At 49.6% G+C, this 22,092-nt stretch carries 20 protein-coding genes, 5 tRNA genes and 1 other RNA gene; 2 read left to right on the plus strand and 24 right to left on the minus strand.

Annotated features, from left to right (window positions below):
• Positions 1-32: 32 nt before the first annotated feature.
• Entirely contained in the window at positions 33-1,085 is a 1,053-nt protein-coding gene (gene aroG, locus M979_RS10820) for a 3-deoxy-7-phosphoheptulonate synthase AroG (RefSeq protein ID WP_064554946.1), read from the minus strand.
• Positions 1,086-1,410: 325 nt separating this feature from the next.
• Here aroG and M979_RS10825 point away from each other — a divergent pair, with 325 nt between their 5' ends.
• Entirely contained in the window at positions 1,411-1,782 is a 372-nt protein-coding gene (locus tag M979_RS10825) for a YbgS-like family protein (RefSeq protein ID WP_034458735.1), read from the plus strand.
• A 120-nt stretch (positions 1,783-1,902) separates the two neighbouring features.
• Positions 1,903-2,844 (plus strand): CDF family zinc transporter ZitB, encoded by a 942-nt coding sequence (zitB, locus tag M979_RS10830; RefSeq protein ID WP_064554947.1) that lies wholly within the window; start codon positions 1,903-1,905, stop codon positions 2,842-2,844.
• Here zitB and pnuC read toward each other — a convergent pair whose 3' ends face one another.
• The 23 genes from pnuC to sucA all read right to left on the minus strand — a co-directional run bounded on the left by pnuC (position 2,845) and on the right by sucA (position 21,939).
• Complete coding sequence (gene pnuC / locus M979_RS10835) at positions 2,845-3,561, minus strand: nicotinamide riboside transporter PnuC (protein WP_064554948.1); 717 nt, start codon at positions 3,559-3,561, stop codon at positions 2,845-2,847.
• Positions 3,562-3,583: 22 nt separating this feature from the next.
• The gene (gene nadA, locus M979_RS10840) at positions 3,584-4,645 is read right to left on the minus strand and encodes a quinolinate synthase NadA (protein WP_034458740.1); all 1,062 of its coding nucleotides are present in this window, start codon (positions 4,643-4,645) and stop codon (positions 3,584-3,586) included.
• Positions 4,646-4,830: 185 nt separating this feature from the next.
• Positions 4,831-4,906 (minus strand) — tRNA-Lys (locus tag M979_RS10845).
• A 3-nt stretch (positions 4,907-4,909) separates the two neighbouring features.
• Positions 4,910-4,985 (minus strand) — tRNA-Val (locus M979_RS10850).
• Positions 4,986-5,009: 24 nt separating this feature from the next.
• Positions 5,010-5,135: non-coding RNA, RtT sRNA (locus M979_RS10855), on the minus strand.
• A gap of 15 nt (positions 5,136-5,150) precedes the next feature.
• Positions 5,151-5,226, minus strand: a tRNA-Lys gene (locus M979_RS10860).
• Between the two features lie 43 nt (positions 5,227-5,269).
• Positions 5,270-5,345 (minus strand) — tRNA-Lys (locus M979_RS10865).
• Between the two features lie 44 nt (positions 5,346-5,389).
• Positions 5,390-5,465 (minus strand) — tRNA-Lys (locus M979_RS10870).
• 164 nt (positions 5,466-5,629) lie between these two features.
• Positions 5,630-6,427, minus strand: coding sequence for a cell division protein CpoB (cpoB, locus tag M979_RS10875; protein ID WP_034458742.1), 798 nt, complete (start codon positions 6,425-6,427; stop codon positions 5,630-5,632).
• 9 nt (positions 6,428-6,436) lie between these two features.
• On the minus strand, positions 6,437-6,958 hold the full coding sequence (gene pal / locus M979_RS10880) for a peptidoglycan-associated lipoprotein Pal (protein ID WP_034458744.1): 522 nt from the start codon (positions 6,956-6,958) through the stop codon (positions 6,437-6,439).
• Between the two features lie 26 nt (positions 6,959-6,984).
• Positions 6,985-8,277, minus strand: coding sequence for a Tol-Pal system beta propeller repeat protein TolB (gene tolB / locus M979_RS10885; RefSeq protein WP_034458746.1), 1,293 nt, complete (start codon positions 8,275-8,277; stop codon positions 6,985-6,987).
• 128 nt (positions 8,278-8,405) lie between these two features.
• On the minus strand, positions 8,406-9,710 hold the full coding sequence (tolA, locus tag M979_RS10890) for a cell envelope integrity protein TolA (RefSeq protein ID WP_064554949.1): 1,305 nt from the start codon (positions 9,708-9,710) through the stop codon (positions 8,406-8,408).
• A gap of 28 nt (positions 9,711-9,738) precedes the next feature.
• Positions 9,739-10,164, minus strand: coding sequence for a colicin uptake protein TolR (tolR, locus tag M979_RS10895; protein WP_034458750.1), 426 nt, complete (start codon positions 10,162-10,164; stop codon positions 9,739-9,741).
• 10 nt (positions 10,165-10,174) lie between these two features.
• The gene (gene tolQ, locus M979_RS10900; RefSeq protein ID WP_072009447.1) at positions 10,175-10,861 is read right to left on the minus strand and encodes a Tol-Pal system protein TolQ; all 687 of its coding nucleotides are present in this window, start codon (positions 10,859-10,861) and stop codon (positions 10,175-10,177) included.
• The gene (ybgC, locus tag M979_RS10905; protein WP_064554950.1) at positions 10,858-11,262 is read right to left on the minus strand and encodes a tol-pal system-associated acyl-CoA thioesterase; all 405 of its coding nucleotides are present in this window, start codon (positions 11,260-11,262) and stop codon (positions 10,858-10,860) included. Before ybgC ends, tolQ begins: the two co-directional genes overlap by 4 nt.
• A 147-nt stretch (positions 11,263-11,409) precedes the next feature.
• Positions 11,410-11,703, minus strand: coding sequence for a cyd operon protein YbgE (gene ybgE / locus M979_RS10910; protein ID WP_034458756.1), 294 nt, complete (start codon positions 11,701-11,703; stop codon positions 11,410-11,412).
• Positions 11,703-11,816: a cytochrome bd-I oxidase subunit CydX gene (gene cydX / locus M979_RS10915; RefSeq protein WP_064512614.1), complete on the minus strand. Its 114-nt coding sequence runs from the start codon at positions 11,814-11,816 to the stop codon at positions 11,703-11,705. Before cydX ends, ybgE begins: the two co-directional genes overlap by 1 nt.
• A gap of 14 nt (positions 11,817-11,830) precedes the next feature.
• On the minus strand, positions 11,831-12,970 hold the full coding sequence (gene cydB, locus M979_RS10920) for a cytochrome d ubiquinol oxidase subunit II (protein ID WP_034458758.1): 1,140 nt from the start codon (positions 12,968-12,970) through the stop codon (positions 11,831-11,833).
• 15 nt (positions 12,971-12,985) lie between these two features.
• Positions 12,986-14,554, minus strand: coding sequence for a cytochrome ubiquinol oxidase subunit I (cydA, locus tag M979_RS10925; protein ID WP_034458760.1), 1,569 nt, complete (start codon positions 14,552-14,554; stop codon positions 12,986-12,988).
• A gap of 1,156 nt (positions 14,555-15,710) precedes the next feature.
• On the minus strand, positions 15,711-16,583 hold the full coding sequence (sucD, locus tag M979_RS10930) for a succinate--CoA ligase subunit alpha (protein ID WP_034458762.1): 873 nt from the start codon (positions 16,581-16,583) through the stop codon (positions 15,711-15,713).
• Positions 16,583-17,749 (minus strand): ADP-forming succinate--CoA ligase subunit beta, encoded by a 1,167-nt coding sequence (gene sucC / locus M979_RS10935; RefSeq protein WP_034458764.1) that lies wholly within the window; start codon positions 17,747-17,749, stop codon positions 16,583-16,585. Before sucC ends, sucD begins: the two co-directional genes overlap by 1 nt.
• A gap of 141 nt (positions 17,750-17,890) precedes the next feature.
• Entirely contained in the window at positions 17,891-19,117 is a 1,227-nt protein-coding gene (gene odhB, locus M979_RS10940; protein WP_034458766.1) for a 2-oxoglutarate dehydrogenase complex dihydrolipoyllysine-residue succinyltransferase, read from the minus strand.
• A gap of 14 nt (positions 19,118-19,131) precedes the next feature.
• Complete coding sequence (sucA, locus tag M979_RS10945) at positions 19,132-21,939, minus strand: 2-oxoglutarate dehydrogenase E1 component (protein ID WP_034458768.1); 2,808 nt, start codon at positions 21,937-21,939, stop codon at positions 19,132-19,134.
• Positions 21,940-22,092: the final 153 nt, after the last annotated feature.

A 22,092-nucleotide genomic window follows, 5' to 3' on the forward strand; every position in this document is an offset into this window, starting at 1 on the left:
TTATATCAGGACTAGTCAGATCGCGTTAAAGCTTAGCCGCGGCGTGCTTTTACCGCATCTGCTAGCTGGCGCAATACAGTTTCAGTATCTTCCCAGCCGATACACGCATCAGTGACGCTCTTACCATAAACCAGCGGCTCGCTGCCTTCGAGGTTCTGGTTGCCTTCAACAAGGTGACTTTCAATCATCACACCGGTAATTGCGGCATCACCCCCAGAAATTTGCTGACAAACATCTGCGCACACTTCCATTTGCTTCTTAAATTGCTTGCTGCTGTTCGCGTGGCTGAAGTCGATCATCACTTGGGCAGGCAGACCCGCTTTTTGCAGATCGGATTTCACCTGAGCAACATGTGCCGCACTGTAGTTTGGCTCTTTGCCGCCGCGCAGGATGATATGACAGTCGCCATTTCCGCTCGTAGTCACGATGGCAGAGTGGCCCCATTTGGTCACAGACAAGAAGCAGTGCGGCGCACCAGCCGCATTGATAGCATCGATAGCAACTTTCATGGTGCCATCGGTGCCATTTTTGAAGCCAACCGGGCATGAAAGACCAGACGCCAGTTCACGGTGAACCTGAGATTCTGTAGTACGTGCACCAATGGCACCCCAGCTCATCAAGTCCGCCAGGTACTGCGGGGTAATCATATCCAGGAATTCACCAGCCGCAGGCAGGCCTGAGTCGTTGATATCTAACAGTAGCTTACGAGCAATACGCAGGCCATCGTTGATCTGGTAGCTGCTGTCCATATGTGGATCGTTGATCAGCCCTTTCCAGCCAACCGTTGTGCGTGGTTTTTCGAAGTAGACACGCATAACGATTTCCAGCTCACCCTGCAATTCTTCACGCAGCGTCAACAAGCGCGCGCCATACTCTTTCGCCGCTTTGATATCGTGAATTGAGCAAGGGCCAATGACAACCAGCAGACGATCATCATTTCCTTTCAGAATTTTATGAATCGCTTTGCGCGCGCCGGATACGGTTGCGGCGGCTTTTTCAGTGGCGGGGAATTTTTCGAGCAGCGCTACTGGCGGTAAAAGTTCGTTGATTTCTTTAATACGTAAGTCGTCATTCTGATAATTCATGATATTTCCGGGAATGGCCTTGAGATTTAGCTTAGTTGCAATCCCTTCAATCTATCGCTTCAGACCGGAAGTGTAAACGGGCTTTTACACTTCAGGCAGAATATTCCTGGAAACGACCTAAAAAGCGCCAAAAAATGGTAAAAACACGGTTTCCCGCTACAATTTTTAATTGTTAACACTGAAAAACACTGAATTAGCAAAATTGTATTCTGATGCAGCTTTCCTGGCTAACATATTTAGCCGATAAAAGCACCATGCACAGAATAAAGTCAGTGCACTGTTGGAAGAAGTTATCCAGCAATAACGACCATAACAGGAGCATTAAATGAATAAATTAACTGCACTTTTCCTGACAGCAACCCTTTCTGTAGCAAGCAGTCTGGCAATGGCCGCTGAAACCAGCGGGAGCAATAACGGCCAGGCAAACGCAAGTGCCGAAGCAGGCCAGGTTGCACCAGATGCAAATCAGAATCTCGCACCGAAAAACGTCGATAACAGCAATATCAATAATAGCGGCACCATGCTTCATCCTAATGGCTCAACCAGCAGCAGCGGTATGACCAACGATGGAATGAGCAAAGATGAAATCCATAAAAATTCGATGTGTAAGGACGGGAAATGCCCGGATATGAACAAAAAGGTAGAAACCGGTAGCGGAGATGACGTGAACACAAAAGTGGACGGCACCTCGCAGTAAATTAAGCCCGGAAAGATAAGGGGGAGCTTAGGCTCTCCTTTTTTATGAGCGTTATTCAGCAAGTTAACAATGTTAGTGGTTATAATTAGCGCATTATTGCCTTACGGATATAGAGGAACCATGGCGCATACACATCAACATACCCCGAGTGATTCCAACTCCAGGCGCCTTCTGTGGGCCTTTGCTGTCACAGCGCTTTTTATGGTGGCCGAAGTCATCGGTGGTGTGCTTTCTGGCTCGCTTGCCCTGCTCGCTGACGCGGGTCATATGCTGACAGATGCAGCGGCATTACTGGTGGCTTTGCTGGCAGTACAGTTTGCGCGCCGTCCACCAAATACTCGCCATACCTTTGGCTGGTTAAGATTGACGACACTTGCAGCCTTTGTGAATGCAATTGCTCTGGTAGTGATTACCATTCTGATTGTCTGGGAGGCAGTAGTCCGTTTTTATCATCCGCAACCCATAGCGGGCTGGACGATGCTGATTATTGCGTTTGCCGGGTTACTGGCGAATCTATTTTCGTTCTGGATTTTGCATCGCGGAAACGAAGAAAAAAATATTAACGTTCGCGCCGCAGCCCTGCACGTTTTGGGAGATTTGTTAGGTTCGGTAGGAGCCATTGCTGCGGCACTGATCATTCTTTGGACAGGCTGGACACCTATTGACCCTATCCTTTCCATCCTGGTTTCGTGTCTGGTGCTACGTAGCGCATGGAATTTGCTTAAAGAGAGCGTTAATGAACTTCTCGAAGGCGCACCTCATGCTTTTGATATTCCGATACTGAAACGCAAACTTACCAGAACCATTCCGGAAGTACGGAATGTTCATCATGTCCATATCTGGCTAGTGGGTGAGAAGCCGTTGATGACTTTGCACGTTCAGGTGGTACCGCCGCACGATCACGATGCTCTGCTGGAGCGCATCCACCATTTTTTAAAAGAGGAATATCAGATTGAGCATGCCACGGTACAGATGGAGTATCAGCTTTGTCATGGGCAGGATTGTGATTTAAACGAGCATGATGAACATGACCATCATGGCCATGCTCATCATCACCACTGATTAGGAAAACGCGCGTGAACCACGTTCATGCGCACTTTTGATCCACATGCGGCTACCGTTGAGCGCAATAAATGTCAGGATCAAATATTCCAGCGACATTGCATAGACGCCCTGTAAGGCAAAGATAACTACGCTAATCATGTTAATGATCACCCAAAGCAGCCAGTTTTCGACGTACTTACGAGTCATCAGAATCATCGCCACAATGGACAGCACCATCATGCAAGAATCCCAGAATGGAAACGCATCAGGCTGAAGATCAGGCATCGTGGCATTCAGGCCCAGCGCCTGCATAACTGAAACTGCCGTACGCGTCAGGAAAGCAAATACCGGGTCGATGAATATCGTCATCAGCCCAATCGCGCCGACACAGAATACAATCCAGGCCAGCGCCTTAGGTAAGGGTAACCAGCGGATATGAAGTGCAGCCTGGTTGTCACTGGTTTGTCTCGACCAGGCATACCAGCCATAAATATTAGCCGCAAAGAAGAACAGCTGTAGCAACAGGCTCGCATAGAGTTGAATCTGGAAGAAAATAATCGCAAATAGGGTAACGTTAATTAAACCAAATGCGTAATTACTAATTTTCTCAAGACTTGCCAGCCAGATACAGAGTAAACCCGCCAGTGTCCCGATCGCTTCAATCCACGATAAATCATACCCGCCTGCTCCGATGGGTATGTGAACCAAAATGTTCTGCGTGCTAAAAAAGTCCATATTCGCTCCTGAAGGTATACCCTTACGCATTACCCTTAATATTGCGTCGCAACTCAGCGGCAAAATCTAACATTCGATTTAAAGGCACCAGCGCTCCCTCACGCAGCGCAGCATCAACATGGATCTCGTGTGCCGCTCCGCCATGCTCCAGCCCCTCAGCGATGGCTTTAAGGCCGTTCATTGCCATCCACGGGCAATGTGCACAGGTACGGCACGTTGCACCTTCTCCTGCTGTCGGCGCTTCGAACAATTCTTTATCCGGGCACGCCTGCTGCATTTTGTAGAAAATACCGCGATCCGTGGCCACAATGAGTTGCTTATGCGGCAATGTTTGCGCCGCCGCAATCAACTGGCTGGTAGAACCAACCGCATCAGCTAAATCAACAATGGCTTGTGGGGATTCAGGATGTACAAGCACTGCAGCGTCAGGATAAAGCGCTTTCATGCGAGTCAATGCCTGAGTTTTAAACTCGTCATGCACGATACACGCACCTTGCCAGCACAACACATCAGCACCAGTCTGCTTTTGAACGTAATTTCCCAAATGGCGGTCCGGTGCCCAGATAATTTTCTCGCCCAGACTGTCAAGATGTTCAATTAATTCAACTGCAATGCTGGAAGTCACAACCCAATCTGCACGCGCTTTTACCGCTGCGGAAGTATTAGCATAGACCACCACTGTGCGATCAGGATGTTGATCGCAGAAAGCATTGAACTCTTCAATTGGACAGCCGAGATCCAAAGAGCACTCTGCATTCAAAGTTGGCATCAGAACGGTTTTTTCCGGGCTCAGGATTTTCGAGGTCTCCCCCATAAAACGCACCCCGGCTACCAATAACGTGGTTGCTGGGTGATTGGCCCCAAAACGGGCCATCTCCAGAGAATCGGAGATACAGCCTCCCGTCTCTTCAGCAAGAGCCTGAATTTCAGGATCAGTGTAGTAATGAGCCACCATCACAGCATTCCGCTCTTTCAGCAGACGCTTGATTTTCTCACGGTAAAATTGCTTTTCATCCGCGCTCAAAGGCTGTGGTTTAGGTGGGAAGGGATAAATCGCTGCTTCTGGATCGAACATTACGCTCATAGTGCTTTCTCGTTTGACTGACTTAACCAAATTAGCACTATTCTGGCGAAGATCTACCAGAAATGGCCACGGTTGTTTTGTATGCTAAACAAGATAGCGAATTACGGCGGGATTGTCGTGGAGAATTTAATTTCAACCTGGAATTGCAGATAGCAAAAAGGCGCCTTTAGGGCGCCTTTCTACATTGGTGGGTCGTGCAGGATTCGAACCTGCGACCAATTGATTAAAAGTCAACTGCTCTACCAACTGAGCTAACGACCCGAATGGTGGGTGATGACGGGCTCGAACCGCCGACCCCCTCCGTGTAAAGGAGGTGCTCTACCAACTGAGCTAATCACCCAAACTTCGGTACTACTTTAAAAACTGGTTGGGCGTGCAGGATTACTCGGCCTGTGGCCTCGCCCTTCGGGTCGTTACTAAAGCAACGCTGTTTCGCTTTGCTCCACTCGAACCTGCTGCAGGTTCAAACCCTTCACGCTTTACTTATTGCATTCCACTTATAAAGTGGTGGGGCGTGCAGGATTCGAACCTGCGACCAATTGATTAAAAGTCAACTGCTCTACCAACTGAGCTAACGCCCCGCAATGCGGTTACTACATCTTCAAACACTTACTGCATCGAAATTGGTGGGGCGTGCAGGATTCGAACCTGCGACCAATTGATTAAAAGTCAACTGCTCTACCAACTGAGCTAACGCCCCGCAATGCGGTTTACTGCTTCTTCAAATACTTACTGAATCGAAATTGGTGGGTCGTGCAGGATTCGAACCTGCGACCAATTGATTAAAAGTCAACTGCTCTACCAACTGAGCTAACGACCCAATTTCGTGTCACTTTCGGTTTGTTTGATATCCCTTGGCAACGGCGGCATATATTACTGATTTAAGATTTTGACGCAACAAGAATTTCGATCAAGATCACCTAATGGCTGGTGTTTTGTTCGGCTTGACCAGAAAAGCAGCAATATCTGGTCAGGCCGTACACGCTACATCGCATTCAGACGTTTTTGAGCCTGCTTTGCGCCATCGGTATTTGGGAATTGTTTGATCACTTGCTGATACACAGCTTTCGCTTTTGCAGTATCGCCTTTGTCTTGCATGATCACACCGACTTTATACATGGCATCTGGAGCCTTAGGTGATTTCGGGTAATTTTTCACCACAGAGGCAAAATAAAACGCCGCATCATCTTTTTTCCCCTTGTTGTAATTCAACTGACCTAACCAGTAATTTGCATTTGGCTGGTAAGTTGAATCCGGGTACTTCTTAACAAAACTCTGAAATGCAGCAAGGGCTTCATCCTGACGGGACTTATCCTGCACCATGGCAATAGCCGCATTGTAGTCACTGTTAGCGTCACCACCTTGCACTGGAGCGGCTGCAGTTGGTGTTTCAGCGGCCGCTCCAGCATCAGGAGTAGCTGCCGCTGCCGCTCCCTGATCGGTGCTACCGGCCGCTTGTCCTGCTGCACCACCACTACCAAGGCTGTCTATCTGCAATAAAATTTGCTTCTGACGCTCAACAACCTGATTCAATTGGTATTGGCTTTCCTGAATTTGACCACGCAGGGAATCAATATCATTTTGATTATCAGAGAGTTGTTGTTGGAGTTGGGTTAAAAGTTGACTATGAGCGTTAGAAATACGCTCGAGTTGAGTGACACGGTCTTCGACCGAGCCTGAGCCGACACTACTGATTGGCGCCTGAGCAGTAGCGGCCCAGGGGGCCGCTATGCCAACCAGTAACGACAGACTCAACAAGTGATGTCTGAGGTTACTGTTCATGCAGTTCTCTTAGTAAACCAGTACGGCACGACGGTTTTTAGCGTAAGCCGCTTCGTCATGACCCAGTACAGCTGGTTTTTCTTTACCGTAAGAAACGATGGAGATCTGGTCCGCAGAAACGCCTTTACCTTGCAGGTACATCTTAACAGCGCTAGCACGACGCTCACCCAGGGCAATGTTATATTCCGGGGTACCACGTTCGTCCGCATGACCTTCTACAGTCACTTTGTAAGATGGGTTGCTACGCAGGAAGTTAGCGTGCGCATCCAGCATTGCAGCGAATTCAGAAGAAACATCATATTTATCCAGACCGAAGTATACGATGTTGTTCTGTTGCAGCTGTTGCATCTGCAGGCGAGCCTGTTCTTCAGATGACATGTTGCCATTGCTACCGTTAGCGTCCATACCAGTGCCGGCGCCCAGCATACCTTCGCCGCTCTCGTTGTTGGCGCTCTTGTTAGAACTACACGCAGCAATTGCCATAACAGGCAGTGCCAGCATCAGCCCTTTCAGCACTTTGTTCAGTTGCATTTCGTTGATCCTTTAATATTTTATTATCACAGATACGGCGACCAGGCAGGAGATTTAACCTGACCATCGGTTGCCGGAAGACGCGCTTTGAAACGCCCATCTGTTGAGACCAGATTCAGCACAGATCCCATCCCCTGAGAAGAGCTGTAGATTACCATCGTGCCGTTAGGTGCCAGACTTGGCGTTTCATCCAGGAACGTTGACGATAAAGTTTGTACGCCACCCGCTACCAGATCCTGTTTGGCGATGTGTTGCTGCCCACTATTGGAGCTCACCATCACCATAAACTTACCGTCGGAACTCACATCAGCATTCTGGTTCTGAGGACCTTCCCAGGACAGACGCTGTGGAGCACCACCGTTGATATTCACTTTATAAATCTGCGGGCGCCCAGCCTGGTCAGATGTATAAGCTACATTCTGACTATCCGGGAACCACGTTGGTTCTGTATTGTTGCTGCGTCCATCAGTCACCTGACGAATCTGACCAGAAGCAATGTCCATAACATACAGGTTCATACTACCGGTTTTAGATAGCGTGAAGGCCAGTTTGCTACCGTCTGGAGAAAACGCTGGCGCACCATTATGACGAGGGAAAGAAGCTACCTGACGAATTGCACCATTCGCCAGAGTCTGGATAACCAGAGCAGAACGGCCGCTTTCAAAAGTTACATAAGCCAGTTTGCTGCCGTCTGGAGACCATGCTGGTGACATCAACGGTTCAGGAGAACGTTTGACAACATTGGTGTTGTAGCCGTCGTAATCAGATACGCGCAGTTCATACGGGAACTGGCCGCCGTTAGTCTGCACTACATAAGCGATACGCGTACGGAACGCACCTTTAATGCCTGTCAACTTCTCAAACACTTCATCACTTGCGGTATGGCCAGCATAGCGAATCCACTGTTTGTTCACCTTGTAGGAGTTCTGCGCAAGCACAGTACCAGGCGCACCAGAAGTATCAACCAACTGGTAAGCAACGGTATAGCTGCCATCACCGTTTGGTGTAACCTGGCCTACAACAACGGCATCAATACCCAGAGCAGTCCACGCGGCCGGTTGCACTTCCTGAGCGGAGCCAGGCTGCTGCGGTAAGCGTGAACGATCAAGTGGATTGAATTTGCCACTATTACGTAAGTCAGCAGCAACGATGCCACCAATATCTTCTGGCGCGGCACCAGGGCCTCCCCATTTAAATGGCGCAACACCAATTGGACGTGCTGAGTCCACCCCTTGGGTGATCTCAATACGAACTTCTGCGTGCAGTACTGCTGCCCACAGCATTAAAAAACTTAAAGCTACTCGAAATGCCTGCTTCATCATATCTCCCTTATCTGGACCCAAAGCCCACGATAATTTAGCAGAATGTTAACAAACTCAAATACACAAAACTACCAAAACCCTGTGACACAGCCTGGTTAGTTTTCCCCACTTTCGCGAGGAAAATTTTACTGTGGCTTAAAGTCTATAGGTGCGTTTTTGAAAGCTTCATAAACGTCCTGGCTTGGCGGCTTTGGAATCTTCGCCAGACGTGCTGCCGCAATGGCAGCCTGACACAGAGCCGGATCGCCACCTTCTGATTTGATATCAAGAAGTAAACCATCAGGAGCCAGTTTTATGCGCAATGAACAGGTCTTGCCACTGAAGGCAGGGTCCTGGTAAAACTTACTTTCTATTGCTGCTTTTATCTGACCTGCGTAACCACTGATTTCAGCACCAGAAGCGCCATTATTTTTAGTATTCCCTTTTCCAGCCGCAGCTGCGCTATTACCTTTCGCTCCTGCGCCAGTTTTCGGTGCATTCTTACCTGAGCTCAAGTCGCCAAACAGATCGTCAACACCCGCAGCGGCAGCTTTATCGGCCGCGGCTTTCTCAGCAGCAGCCTTTTTCTTAGCATCTGCAGCAGCTTTCTTATCAGCGGCTGCTTTTGCAGCAGCAGCCTTATCGGCCGCAGCTTTTTCAGAGGCAGCTTTCTCGGCAGCGGCAGCTTCTGCTGCTGCTGCTTTCTTCTCAGCATCAGCAGCCTTTTTAGCGGCTTCAGCGGCAGCTTTCTTCTCAGCATCTTGCTGAGCTTTCTTCGCTGCAGCATCTGCGGCTTTCTTCTCGGCTTCTTGCTGAGATTTTTTCGCCGCAGCAGCGGCTTCAGCAGCTGCTTTTTTCTCTGCATCGGCGGCTTTTTTAGCTGCTTCTTCAGTGGCTTTCTTTTGCGCATCAGCTGCAGCTTTCTTCGCCGCTTCTTCCGCAGCCTTCGCCTGGGCGTCAGCCTGAGATTTTGCCTGAGCATCAGCCTGGGCTTTGGCGTCTGCTTTGGCTTTCGCCGCCGCTGCTTCAGCTTGCTTCTGTTGCTCCTGTGCTTCTTTAGCGGCTTCTTGCGCCTGTTTCTGCTGGTCTGCTTGTTGCTTCGCTTGTTCCTGCGCTTCCAGGCGTTCTTTCTCCAGTTGCTTCAGACGCTGTTGTTCAGCAGCCTGTTTTTCCTGAAGCTCTTCAGCCTGTTGCTGCGCCTGTTTCTCGCGTTGCTCAGCCGCACGTTTACTGCTCGCCTGCTGCTGTTGCTGACGATTATACTGCTGAACAACAGCACCCGGGTCGACCATGACCGCGTCAATAGCCGAACCCCCACCGCCGCCAGCACTGGCGTCGATGTGCTCGTCAAACGAACTCCAAATCAGGACTGCAATCAAAATGATATGCAGGATCACTGAGACGATTATCGCGCGCTTGAGCTTATCGTTTTCTATGGTTGCCTTTGACACTATCGGTTCCCAAATATCGCGAGATGGATCAGATTGGCTGCGTCATCAGACCGACGGATTTCACACCTGCGCTATGCAGCATGTTAAGTGCTTTGATAATTTCCTCGTAAGGAACATCTTTAGCACCACCGATCAAAAAGACCGTTTTCGGGTTTGCCTGTAAACGACGCTGTGCTTCCGCAATAACCTGTTCAGATGGCAACTGGTCCATACGGTCTTTCTCAACCACCACGCTGTACTGCCCTACCCCGGACACTTCAATAATAACCGGCGGTTCATCGTTACTGCTCACCGTCTGCGAATCTGTCGCATCAGGTAGATCGACTTCAACGCTTTGAGTGATGATAGGTGCCGTTGCCATAAAGATAAGCAACAGCACCAGCAGCACGTCCAGAAGAGGAACGATGTTAATTTCTGACTTTAGTTCACGACGACCACGTGTACGTCTGGCCATGACTTACCCCTTACTGCTTATCGCTGCTGGTAAAAGCCTGACGGTGCAGGATAGCCGTGAACTCTTCCATGAAGTTGTCGTAATTCAATTCCAGTTTGTTCACACGTTGGTTCAGGCGGTTATACGCCATAACAGCAGGGATTGCAGCGAACAGGCCGATTGCAGTTGCAATCAGTGCTTCTGCGATACCTGGAGCAACCATCTGCAATGTCGCTTGTTTCACCGCACCTAGTGCGATAAAGGCGTGCATGATCCCCCAAACCGTACCAAACAGACCGATATACGGGCTGATGGAACCCACGGTTCCAAGGAAAGGAATGTGCGTTTCCAGCGTTTCCAATTCACGGCTCATGGAAATACGCATGGCGCGAGATGCCCCTTCAACGACCGCTTCAGGTGCGTGTGTGTTTGCACGATGCAGTCGGGCAAACTCTTTAAAGCCTGAATAGAAAATTTGTTCAGAGCCAGCAAGATTGTCACGGCGGCCCTGGCTTTCTTGATAGAGACGGGACAATTCAATGCCCGACCAGAACTTATCTTCAAAGGCTTCTGCTTCACGAGTAGCAGCATTGAGGATTCGCGTTCGCTGAATAATGATTGCCCATGATGCAATGGAAAAACCAATCAAAATCAACATGATGAATTTGACCAGAAGGCTTGCCTTCAGGAACAAATCAAGGATATTCATGTCAGTCACTGCTTGAACTCCGCGACAATAGACTTGGGAAGCGCACGAGGCTTCATTAGGTGTGGATCAACACAGACGATCAGGACCTCAGCTTCATTGAGTACCTGATTATCGGCATTGACGATTCGCTGTGTAAATACCATAGAGGTACCACGCATCGATGTAATTTCACTTTGGATTTCGAGTAAATCGTCGAGTCGGGCAGGCGCCAAATAATCCACCGTCATTCTGCGGACAACAAAGACGACGCGCTCTGCCAACAAATCTTGCTGGCTAAAATGGTGATGGCGCAACATTTCAGTGCGTGCTCTTTCATAGAAAGCAACATAACTGGCGTGGTATACCACACCACCGGCGTCAGTGTCTTCGTAATAGACACGAACCGGCCATCGAAACAGCGTTGTACTCACAATACATCCCGGTAATGCAATTTAACGTTGCTACTATACGCAAGAGGATGGGGGTTGGGAATGGGTTGCATTAAACGTTAGGTAAATATTTATGGGCTTGTTAAAGCCCATAAATATTCTATGAAAATCTTTGAGGTTAAAGAAGCATCAGAAGAAGAAAATAGCCAGTCCTGCCAGCAAGACTAATTGTGCAGGTAACGGGCTAAAAACCCCCTGCCACAGCACTTTACGAGGGCGAAAACCCACGCCATGAATCACACCAGTGCATACAGCCCACATCAACAAAAAACCATGCCAGATTTCGAGGCTACTGGTTTTCGCCGCAAAGCGGGACGGGTCCCAAAATATACACACAGCAAGAACTAATGCCATTATCAAGGAAAGAGCCCTTAAAGGGCTCTTATCCATTACCGCATAGAGCTTCGCGATAATTGCTTCCATCAAATTTCTTCTTTACCGGCTTTAGCAGCTTCAACGTGCTCAAGTGCCAGGGCGGTAATGATGCCAAAAGCACAGGCAAGAAGCGTCCCCAGAATCCATGCAAAGTACCACATAATCAGCTCCTTACTTAGTACAGAGAGTGGGTGTTGCTTTCGATATGCTCTTTGGTGATTCGACCGAACATTTTCCAGTAACACCAGGTGGTGTAGATAAGAATGATCGGTACAAATACCGCAGCAACATAGGTCATCACATTCAGAGTTAACTGGCTGGATGTTGCATCCCACATAGTGAGGCTAGCATTCAACATGGTGCTTGAAGGCATCACGAACGGGAACATCGCCACACCAGCAGTCAGAATCACACAAGCCAAAGTCAATGAGGAGAACACGAATGCCATCGCGCCTTTCTCAAGACGAGACATCAACACAGTCAATAGAGGCAGAACCACACCCAGAGCCGGAATGAGCCACAGAATCGGCATATTATTGAAGTTCACCATCCAGGCACCAGCCTGACGAGCGACTTCTTTAGTCAGCGGATTCGATGCTGCATGGTGGTTCAACTCTGAAGTCACAACGTAACCATCGATGCCGTAAATCACCCAAACACCAGCAAGTGCGAAGCACACCATCATCACCAGCGCTGAAATTTGCGCAGCGGCTTTAGCGCGAAGATGCAATTCACCCACAGTACGCATTTGCAGGTAAGTTGCTCCCTGAGCAAGGATCATGGAGACGCTCACGACACCAGCCAACAGGCCAAACGGGTTCAGCAACTGGAAGAAGTTTCCGGTGTAGTACAGACGCAGATACTCATCAACGTGGAACGGCACGCCTTGCAGCAAGTTGCCGAACGCCACACCGATAACCAACGGCGGCACAAAACTACCAATGAAAATGCCCCAGTCCCACATGCCACGCCAACGCATGTCTTCAATCTTCGAACGGTAGTCAAAACCTACCGGACGGAAGAACAATGAAGCCAGCACTAGAATCATTGCCACATAGAAACCGGAGAACGCAGCTGCATAAACCATCGGCCAGGCAGCAAACAATGCACCGCCAGCAGTAATGAGCCATACCTGGTTACCGTCCCAGTGAGGGGCGATGGAGTTCACCATGATGCGGCGTTCAACGTCTGTTTTGCCAATGATACGGGACAGCATACCTACGCCCATATCAAAGCCATCAGTAACTGCAAAACCAATCAGCAGAATGCCAACCAGCAGCCACCAGATAAAACGCAATACTTCATAATCGATCATTTGACGACTCCTGTCTTAGCGTGCCGGCTGAGAGGTCACATTGGACTGCTCAAAGTGATAGCGACCTGTTTTCAGACTGCTCGGCCCAAGGCGAGCAAATTTAAACATCAGGAACAGTTCCGCCACCATAAACAGCGTATAAAGGCCGCAAATCAGTACCATGGAGAAGATCAGATCGCCCACAGTAAGAGAGGAGTTAGCAACCGCAGTTGGCAATACCTCACCAACAGCCCATGGCTGACGACCGTATTCGGCAACAAACCAACCAGATTCAATCGCAATCCACGGCAGTGGGATACCATACAGCGCCGCACGCAACAGCCATTTTTTCGAGCCGATTGCATTACGCGTCACAGTCCAGAACGAAGCGGCGATGATGAACAGCATCAGGAAGCCACAACCCACCATGATACGGAATGCAAAGTACAGCGGAGCGACACGAGGAATAGAATCCTTAGTTGCTTTCTGAATCTGCTCTTCCGTCGCGTCAGAGACGTTAGGGGTATAGCGTTTTAGCAGCAAACCATAACCTAAGTCTTTTTTGACGGACTCAAAGTTATCGCGAACCGCCTGGTCTTTAGAGCCAGCACGTAATTGTTCCAGCAGGCTATAAGCCTTCATGCCGTTACGAATACGTTCTTCGTGTTGCACCATCAAGTCTTTCAGACCAATAACTTGCTTATCCACAGAGCGGGTGGCGATGATGCCAAGCGCGTATGGGATCTGGATCGCATAGCTATTTTCTTGCTTGTCCTGGTTCGGGATACCAAACAGCGTAAATGCTGCTGGAGCTGGTTGAGTTTCCCACTCTGCTTCAATAGCAGCCAGTTTGGTTTTCTGTACGTCACCCATCTCGTAACCAGATTCATCACCCAGCACGATTACAGACAGGATTGCCGCCATACCAAAGCTTGCAGCGATTGCAAAAGAACGCTTCGCAAATGCAACGTCACGGCCTTTAAGCAAGTAGTAAGAGCTCACACCGAGGATGAACATCGCACCACATACGTAACCAGACGCTACGGTGTGAACGAATTTCACCTGCGCAACCGGGTTAAGGACCAGTTCAGAGAAACTGACCATCTCCATACGCATCGTTTCGAAGTTGAAGTCGGAAGCAATCGGGTTCTGCATCCAGCCGTTTGCGACCAGAATCCACAATGCAGAAAGGTTGGAGCCAAGTGCCACCAGCCAGGTTACCGCCATGTGCTGAACTTTGCCCAGACGATCCCAACCGAAGAAGAACAGACCTACAAAGGTGGATTCAAGGAAGAATGCCATCAGGCCTTCGATGGCCAGTGGGGCACCAAAAATATCACCCACGTAGTGTGAATAGTAAGACCAGTTTGTACCGAACTGGAACTCCATGGTTAAACCGGTAGCCACGCCCAAAGCAAAGTTGATACCAAACAACTTGCCCCAGAACTTGGTCATATCTTTATAAATTTGCTTACCTGACAGAACGTACACAGTTTCCATAATGGCCAACAAGAACGCCATACCGAGCGTTAGTGGCACAAACAGAAAGTGGTACATCGCGGTCAAGGCAAACTGTAAGCGCGACAGTTCGACAATATCAAACATCTTGACTCCTTGCTCTTCGCATGAAGACTCCGACCGTGGCTCACCGTAAGGAAAACCACAACGCATGCCCTAATACAAAAACATTCGCTTCCAGACTTCATCCCTTCGTCATTTTATTTGCATGTGACGAAGAAAGATGAAAGGTTACAAACACGTTAATAAAAACCAAAAATAATCCGCAAATATATTACCCTGCAATTTCCCTACAATAAATAGGTAATTGCTTAGTGTTATTTACGTTTCTCGACAGTGATCAATTTATAGCGAAAATGTCCCTCAACAGCCAGTTTGATCTGCAACAATTTACGCTGTTTTGCATACCACTAGCCAGTTTTAGATATTGATCTAGCGCAATTTATTCCATGGTTGTTAATTTAGTTTCCCACTTAAATTAATAGTAAAGCTGATGTTAATGATATGTTTTGAACATATCACTAAGGTTAATAGAAAAATGACACCCATAAACAAAAATTATTTATTGCAGAGAAGTTAAAAAATAAATTCCGAGCATTAACAGCGATCGTTTTTTATCTGCTCTCGCTATTTTCATGGGGCTGTTTCTTTCCCTACCTTAAACTAACAATTAATTTACTTTTAATGTTTTATTATTTAACAAGACACTGTTTTTGATAAGGTTAGTCGTAAGTAGTCTAGTCCTTAAAAACATAAAACATTTAAAAACTGACCTTAAAAAAAACCGCAGAATTACGCCCGACGAGCCATTACCAGATACGATTTTGACGGTATGTGAAAGCGGAAAGGTTTGGACTCCCCTGCCCTTGCTGATTGTTGTTACAGTGAATTTTCATCCATTTTCCCTTTTTGATAACCAACACACCGGTCATGATGCTCCAACATCGATGCTAACAGTAGAAGTGAAAGGTTTTCGGCTTTTTAAGCTACTGAGGCTGCCAAATCGCTCAAGGTGTCATAAGTGGCTGTTAAGGGAAGACTCCAATCAATAACCGCAAATTTTGCCCATAAAAAAGGCCGCCCAGTGGGCGGCCAACCATGTCGAACATTTATCTCCTTCGCACCAGGAGCCGTAACAGCGTTAGCTGCTCTCACTTACCCGTAAATTACGCTCACGGGATAAGCTCGCTTGCTGTCTTGCTACAACTCCAACTGCTCAGGGGACTTACTCTTATCTCTTTGCTTACTGAGGCAAAATAGCTTTCAGTGCGTCACCGATATCAGCCAGGCTGCGAACAGTTTTCACGCCTGCGGCTTCCAGTGCTGCGAATTTCTCATCCGCAGTCCCTTTACCGCCCGCGATGATGGCGCCTGCGTGGCCCATACGCTTGCCTTTCGGCGCAGTGACACCTGCGATGTAACCAACAACTGGCTTGGTGACATGCTCTTTGATGTAAGCTGCAGCTTCTTCTTCAGCGCTACCGCCGATCTCGCCGATCATCACGATAGCTTCAGTCTTCGGATCTTCCTGGAACATTTTCAGGATATCGATGAAGTTAGATCCAGGGATCGGGTCACCGCCGATGCCTACGCAAGTAGACTGGCCCAGACCGATATCAGTGGTCTGTTTAACCGCTTCATAAGTCAACGTACCGGAGCGGGAAACGATGCCCACTTTGCCCGGCAGGTGAATGTGGCCTGGCATGATACCGATTTTGCACTCGCCTGGAGTGATAACACCTGGGCAGTTTGGCCCGATCATGCGCACGCCAGCTTCGTCCAGTTTCACTTTCACCGTCAGCATATCCAGCGTCGGGATGCCTTCAGTGATAGTGATAATCAGCTTAATGCCTGCATCGATAGCTTCCAGAATGGAGTCTTTGCAGAACGGAGCTGGGACGTAGATAACAGATGCTGTTGCACCGGTTGCTTCTACCGCTTCACGCACGGTATTAAATACTGGCAGGCCGAGGTGCTCAGTGCCGCCTTTACCTGGCGTAACACCGCCAACCATCTGCGTACCGTATGCAATCGCCTGCTCGGAGTGGAAAGTCCCCTGGCTGCCGGTGAAACCCTGGCAAATCACCTTGGTATTTTTATCGATCAAAATGGACATTATTTCCCCTCCACGGCAGCAACAACCTGCTGTGCTGCATCCGTCAGACTTTTCGCTGCAATAATATTCAGGCCACTATCTGCCAGTTTTTTCGCACCCAGTTCCGCATTGTTACCTTCCAGACGAACGACCACTGGAACGTTAACACCGACTTCTGCAACCGCACCAATGATGCCGTCTGCGATCAGGTCGCAACGTACGATACCGCCGAAGATGTTAACCAGAACCGCTTTCACTTTGTCGTCAGACAGAATGATTTTGAATGCTTCGGTTACGCGTTCTTTGGTTGCGCCGCCGCCAACGTCCAGGAAGTTTGCTGGTTCGCCGCCGTGCAGTTTAACGATGTCCATGGTGCCCATTGCCAGGCCCGCACCGTTAACCATGCAACCGATGTTGCCATCAAGCGCAACGTAGTTCAGTTCCCACTGTGCAGCCTGAGATTCACGCGCATCTTCCTGGCTTGGGTCGCGCATTTCGCGCAGCTCTGGCTGGCGGAACAGTGCGTTGCCATCAGCGCCCAGTTTGCCATCCAGGCACACCAGATCACCCTGCTTAGTGATAACCAGCGGGTTGATTTCGATAAGTGCCAGGTCGCGCTCAAGGAAGATATTCGCCAGACCCATAAAGATCTTAGTGAACTGCTGAACTTGTTTACCTTCCAGACCCAGTTTGAAGGCCAGTTCACGGCCCTGATAAGGCATTGGGCCTGCCAGCGGATCCAGTGCAACTTTGTGGATCAGGTGCGGAGTTTCTTCCGCAACTTTCTCAATTTCCACGCCACCTTCGGTAGACGCCATAAACACTACGCGACGAGAGCTACGATCAACCACCGCGCCAAGATACAGTTCTTTATCAATGTCAGTCGCAGCTTCAACCAGAATCTGGTGAACCGGCTGGCCATTTGCGTCTGTCTGGTAGGTTACGAGGCGTTTGCCCAGCCAGTGCTCAGCAAAAGCACGGATATCTTCTTTGCTGTTGACCACTTTCACGCCGCCCGCTTTACCGCGGCCACCAGCATGAACCTGACATTTCACCACCCACGGACCTGCACCAATTTTTGATGCTGCTTCTTCCGCTTCACGCGGTGTGTTACAGGCGTAACCGACTGGAGCCGGCAGGCCATATCGCGCAAACAACTGTTTCGCCTGATACTCGTGTAAGTTCATGAGTTCTATCCATCCTTCAGGGTAATCGTTATCTTTTACCCGTAGGTCTGATAAGACGCCGCAGCGTCGCCATCTGACATTACGTCGGATGACGGCGTGAACGCCTTATCCGACCTACGGGGCAGGTGATATTAAAAATTACTAAACGTCCAGCAGCAGACGAGTCGGGTCTTCGAGCAATTCTTTGATTGCTACCAGATAACCCACTGACTCACGACCATCGATCAAACGGTGATCGTAAGACAGTGCCAGATACATCATTGGTAAGATCTCAACTTTACCGTCAACCGCCATTGGACGATCTTTGATAGCGTGCATACCGAGGATCGCGCTCTGCGGCGGGTTGATGATCGGCGTTGACATCAGGGAACCAAACACACCACCGTTGGTGATGGTGAAGTTACCGCCAGTCAAATCTTCAACAGTCAGTTTGCCGTCACGGCCTTTCACTGCCAGTTCTTTGATGCGTTTTTCGATGTCAGCCATACCCAGGGTATCAACATCACGCAGTACCGGAGTCACCAGGCCACGTGGCGTTGAAACCGCGATGCTAACGTCGAAGTAGTTGTGGTAAACCACGTCTTCGCCATCGATAGAAGCGTTCACTTCTGGATAGCGTTTCAGCGCCTCAACCACCGCTTTGATGTAGAAGGACATGAAGCCCAGACGCACACCGTGGCGTTTTTCGAAAGAGTCACCGTATTGCTTACGCAGATCCATGATTGGCTTCATGTTCACTTCGTTAAAAGTGGTAAGCATGGCGGTGGAGTTTTTCGCTTCCAACAGACGCTCAGCAACGCGTTTGCGCAGGCGAGTCATTGGAACGCGTTTTTCGCTACGGCCAGCAATTGGGGCAACCGGAGCTTTAGTTTCAACAGCTGTTTTCGCTGCCGCCGGTTGAGCCGCTTTCGCCTGGGTCAGATGCTTATCAACATCTTCACGGGTAATACGGCCACCGACGCCGCTGCCTTTAATGGCATTAGCATCCAGAGAATGCTCTGCAATCAGGCGGCGAATAGCCGGGCTGAGTGCGTCATTGCTCTGCTCTTCCAAAGAAGCCTGCTGGCGCTGTGCCGGGGTAGACTCTTTGCTTTCTGTTTTCGCAGAAGTCTCTTTACCGGAACTATTACCTTCACGCAGGCGGCCCAAAATTTGACGAGAAGTTACGGTTGTACCTTCATCTTCCAGTACAGCATCCAGAACACCATCTGCCGACGCCGGTACTTCCAGTACCACTTTGTCAGTTTCGATTTCCACCAGCACTTCGTCACGGGTAACGGTGTCACCCGGTTTTTTATGCCAGGTTGCAACGGTTGCATCGGCAACGGACTCAGGCAGGTCAGGAACTAGAATATCTACGCTACTCATTTTTTATCCTTTAATTAATCGACGTTCAGCGCGTCATTAACCAGATCTTGCTGCTGCTTCTGGTGAACGGACAAGTACCCTACCGCAGGTGATGCGGAGGCTGGACGACCTGCGTAACGCAGACCTGATCCAAATGGAACTACTTCACGGAAATGGTGCTGGCTGCAGTACCAGGCGCCCTGGTTAAGCGGCTCTTCCTGGCACCAGACAAAATCATGTACGTGAGCAAATGGTTTCAACACTTCCTGCATCGCCTGATGCGGGAATGGATACAACTGTTCGATGCGCACAATCGCCACATCTTTCTGGCCGTTCTTACGACGCTGTTCCAGCAAATCGTAATAAACCTTACCAGAACACATTACCACGCGTTTCACGCCAGCAGGATCCAGCTCGTCAACTTCGCCAATCGCAGGCAGGAAGGTGCCGTTAGCCAGTTCATCCATGGTGGAAACCGCCAGTGGATGACGCAGTAAAGATTTCGGTGACATCACCACCAGCGGACGGCGCATACCGCGCAGCGCCTGACGACGCAGCATGTGGTAAACCTGTGCTGGAGTCGAAGGCACACAAACCTGCATGTTCTGCTCAGCACACAACTGGAGATAACGTTCCAGACGCGCAGAGGAGTGCTCCGGGCCCTGACCTTCGTAACCGTGTGGCAGCAACATCACCAGGCCACACATACGTCCCCACTTCTGCTCGCCGGAGCTGATGAACTGGTCAATCACAACCTGAGCGCCGTTGGCGAAGTCGCCGAACTGAGCTTCCCAGATAGTCAGCGTGCGAGGTTCCGCAGTGGCATAACCGTATTCGAATGCCAGAACGGCTTCTTCAGACAGTACGGAGTCCCAGACTTTGAACTCGCCCTGGCTGTTGTGAACGTGTTGCAGCGGCGTGTAAGTTGAACCGTTAGTCTGGTTGTGAATCACAGCATGACGGTGGAAGAATGTCCCACGTCCTACGTCTTCACCCGACAAACGCACAGAAACGCCTTCATCAACCAGTGTTGCGTACGCCAGGTTTTCAGCCGCGCCCCAGTCAAATTTCTTCGCGCCGTTCGCCATTTCCATACGGTCACTGTAGATTTTCGCTACGCGTGACTGCATCTCAACAGTTTCAGGGGTACTGCTAATACGCTTAGCCAGCTCCTGCAAACGCTTCATCTCTACCTTGTTCGGATAGCTCTCATCCCACTCGTGGTTGAGGTATGGCGACCAGGTAAAGGAGTGCATGTTCATTGGGCGGTATTCTTCCACCACACACTCGCCAGCATCCAGCGCATCGCGGTAGAGATTCACCATTTCGGTGGCATCTTCAAGCGTTGCCAGTTTTTGCTGCTCCAGACGGTCTGCGTAGATCTTACGCGGCGTCGGGTGTTTCTTAATTTTCTGGTACATCACTGGCTGAGTTGCACTTGGCTCATCAGCTTCGTTATGACCATGGCGACGGTAGCAAACCAGGTCGATAAACACGTCGCGCTTAAAGGTGTTACGGAAATCCAGCGCCAGACGAGTGACAAACGCCACCGCTTCCGGGTCATCCGCATTCACGTGGAAAATCGGTGCCATCACCATCTTACCGATATCGGTACAGTAAGGCGTGGAACGAGCATCCAGTGGGTTGGACGTAGTGAAACCAATCTGGTTGTTGATAACGATGCGAACGGTACCGCCCACTTCGTAACCACGCGCTTTGGACATGTTCAGGGTTTCCTGAACAACACCTTGCCCCGCAACCGCTGCGTCACCGTGAATGGTGATTGGCAGAACCTGGTTGCTGCCTGGTTTATCTAAACGATCCAGACGTGCGCGCACAGAACCAATAACCACCGGGCTTACGATTTCCAGGTGCGACGGGTTAAACGCCAGCGCCAGGTGAACCAGGCCGCCTTCGGTTTCAACATCAGATGAGAAGCCCATGTGGTACTTCACATCACCTGTGCCGAGATGTTCTTTATGCTTACCGGCGAACTCGTCGAACAGTTCCTGCGGTTTCTTGCCGAGTACGTTGATCAGTACGTTCAGGCGGCCACGGTGCGCCATACCCAGAACCACTTCACGAGTGCCGCTCTTGCCCGCATGGCGGATCATCTCTTTGAGCATTGGCACCAGCGCATCACCACCTTCCAGCGAGAAGCGTTTTGCGCCGGGGAATTTTGCACCCAGGTAACGCTCAAGGCCTTCTGCTGCGGTCAGTTCTTGCAGGAAGCGTTTCTTTTCTTCAACGGTAAACGTTGAATGCCCAACCACTGATTCAATGCGCTGCTGGATCCAGCGTTTCTCTTCAGTGTTGGTGATGTGCATATATTCCGCACCGATCGAACCGCCATACGTCTGCTTGAGCGCATCAATCAAGTCAGCAAGCTTCATGGTCTCTTTGCCGCTGGCAAATGAACCTACATTGAAGGTTTCCTGAAGATCGGCCTCAGTCAGATTGTGGAATGCTGGGTCAAGATCGGGAACCGCGTCCTGTTTCCACAAGCCAAGCGGATCAAGGTTTGCTGCCTGATGGCCACGGAAACGCCATGCATTGATGAGCTGCAACACTTTGACTTGCTTAACGTCGGTGTCAGGGTCGGTAATTGCGGTGGAATAACGTGAGGCATCCTTCGCCAGACGACGGAAATAATCACGTGTTTTGGAATGGAATTGATCCGGTCTGGCCCCGGTTCCAGGTAATTGCTGGAACATTGAGCGCCAGTGCGCATCAACAGAGTCAGGATCGGTTAAGAAGTCTTCATAGAGCTGCTCTATCCAGGACTGGTTTGCACCTGCCAGGTAAGAGGAATCCAGCCAGGCTTTCATTTCGCCGTTCTGCATCGTGATCCCTTAAGCATTTTTATGCTTATTTCGCCGTGAATAACTATTACGTACAAAATTTGTACGCATTACCGGGGTTCACAACAACGAGCTATTCACTTATCAGGTAGCTCGCGAAGGAACCTTTAAAAACTGTCGCAACTGGGCAGTTTT

The sequence above is a fragment of the Buttiauxella noackiae ATCC 51607 genome, from assembly GCF_001654865.1.
Taxonomy (GTDB): Bacteria; Pseudomonadota; Gammaproteobacteria; order Enterobacterales; family Enterobacteriaceae; genus Buttiauxella; species Buttiauxella noackiae.

Excerpts from the sequence above, each read along its gene's own strand:
- tolR (WP_034458750.1), bottom strand. The coding sequence starts at position 10,164 with ATGGCCAGACGTACACGTGGTCGTCGTGAACTAAAGTCAGAAATTAAC.
- cydB (WP_034458758.1), bottom strand. The coding sequence starts at position 12,970 with ATGATCGATTATGAAGTATTGCGTTTTATCTGGTGGCTGCTGGTTGGC.
- nadA (WP_034458740.1), bottom strand. The coding sequence starts at position 4,645 with ATGAGCGTAATGTTCGATCCAGAAGCAGCGATTTATCCCTTCCCACCT.
- cydX (WP_064512614.1), bottom strand. The coding sequence starts at position 11,816 with ATGTGGTACTTTGCATGGATTCTGGGGACGCTTCTTGCCTGTGCTTTT.
- M979_RS10825 (WP_034458735.1), top strand. The coding sequence starts at position 1,411 with ATGAATAAATTAACTGCACTTTTCCTGACAGCAACCCTTTCTGTAGCA.
- sucC (WP_034458764.1), bottom strand. The coding sequence starts at position 17,749 with ATGAACTTACACGAGTATCAGGCGAAACAGTTGTTTGCGCGATATGGC.
- cpoB (WP_034458742.1), bottom strand. The coding sequence starts at position 6,427 with ATGAACAGTAACCTCAGACATCACTTGTTGAGTCTGTCGTTACTGGTT.
- cydA (WP_034458760.1), bottom strand. The coding sequence starts at position 14,554 with ATGTTTGATATTGTCGAACTGTCGCGCTTACAGTTTGCCTTGACCGCG.
- pnuC (WP_064554948.1), bottom strand. The coding sequence starts at position 3,561 with ATGGACTTTTTTAGCACGCAGAACATTTTGGTTCACATACCCATCGGA.
- sucA (WP_034458768.1), bottom strand. The coding sequence starts at position 21,939 with ATGCAGAACGGCGAAATGAAAGCCTGGCTGGATTCCTCTTACCTGGCA.
- tolB (WP_034458746.1), bottom strand. The coding sequence starts at position 8,277 with ATGAAGCAGGCATTTCGAGTAGCTTTAAGTTTTTTAATGCTGTGGGCA.
- aroG (WP_064554946.1), bottom strand. The coding sequence starts at position 1,085 with ATGAATTATCAGAATGACGACTTACGTATTAAAGAAATCAACGAACTT.
- ybgE (WP_034458756.1), bottom strand. The coding sequence starts at position 11,703 with ATGGAAGCAATTATCGCGAAGCTCTATGCGGTAATGGATAAGAGCCCT.
- zitB (WP_064554947.1), top strand. The coding sequence starts at position 1,903 with ATGGCGCATACACATCAACATACCCCGAGTGATTCCAACTCCAGGCGC.
- odhB (WP_034458766.1), bottom strand. The coding sequence starts at position 19,117 with ATGAGTAGCGTAGATATTCTAGTTCCTGACCTGCCTGAGTCCGTTGCC.
- sucD (WP_034458762.1), bottom strand. The coding sequence starts at position 16,583 with ATGTCCATTTTGATCGATAAAAATACCAAGGTGATTTGCCAGGGTTTC.
- pal (WP_034458744.1), bottom strand. The coding sequence starts at position 6,958 with ATGCAACTGAACAAAGTGCTGAAAGGGCTGATGCTGGCACTGCCTGTT.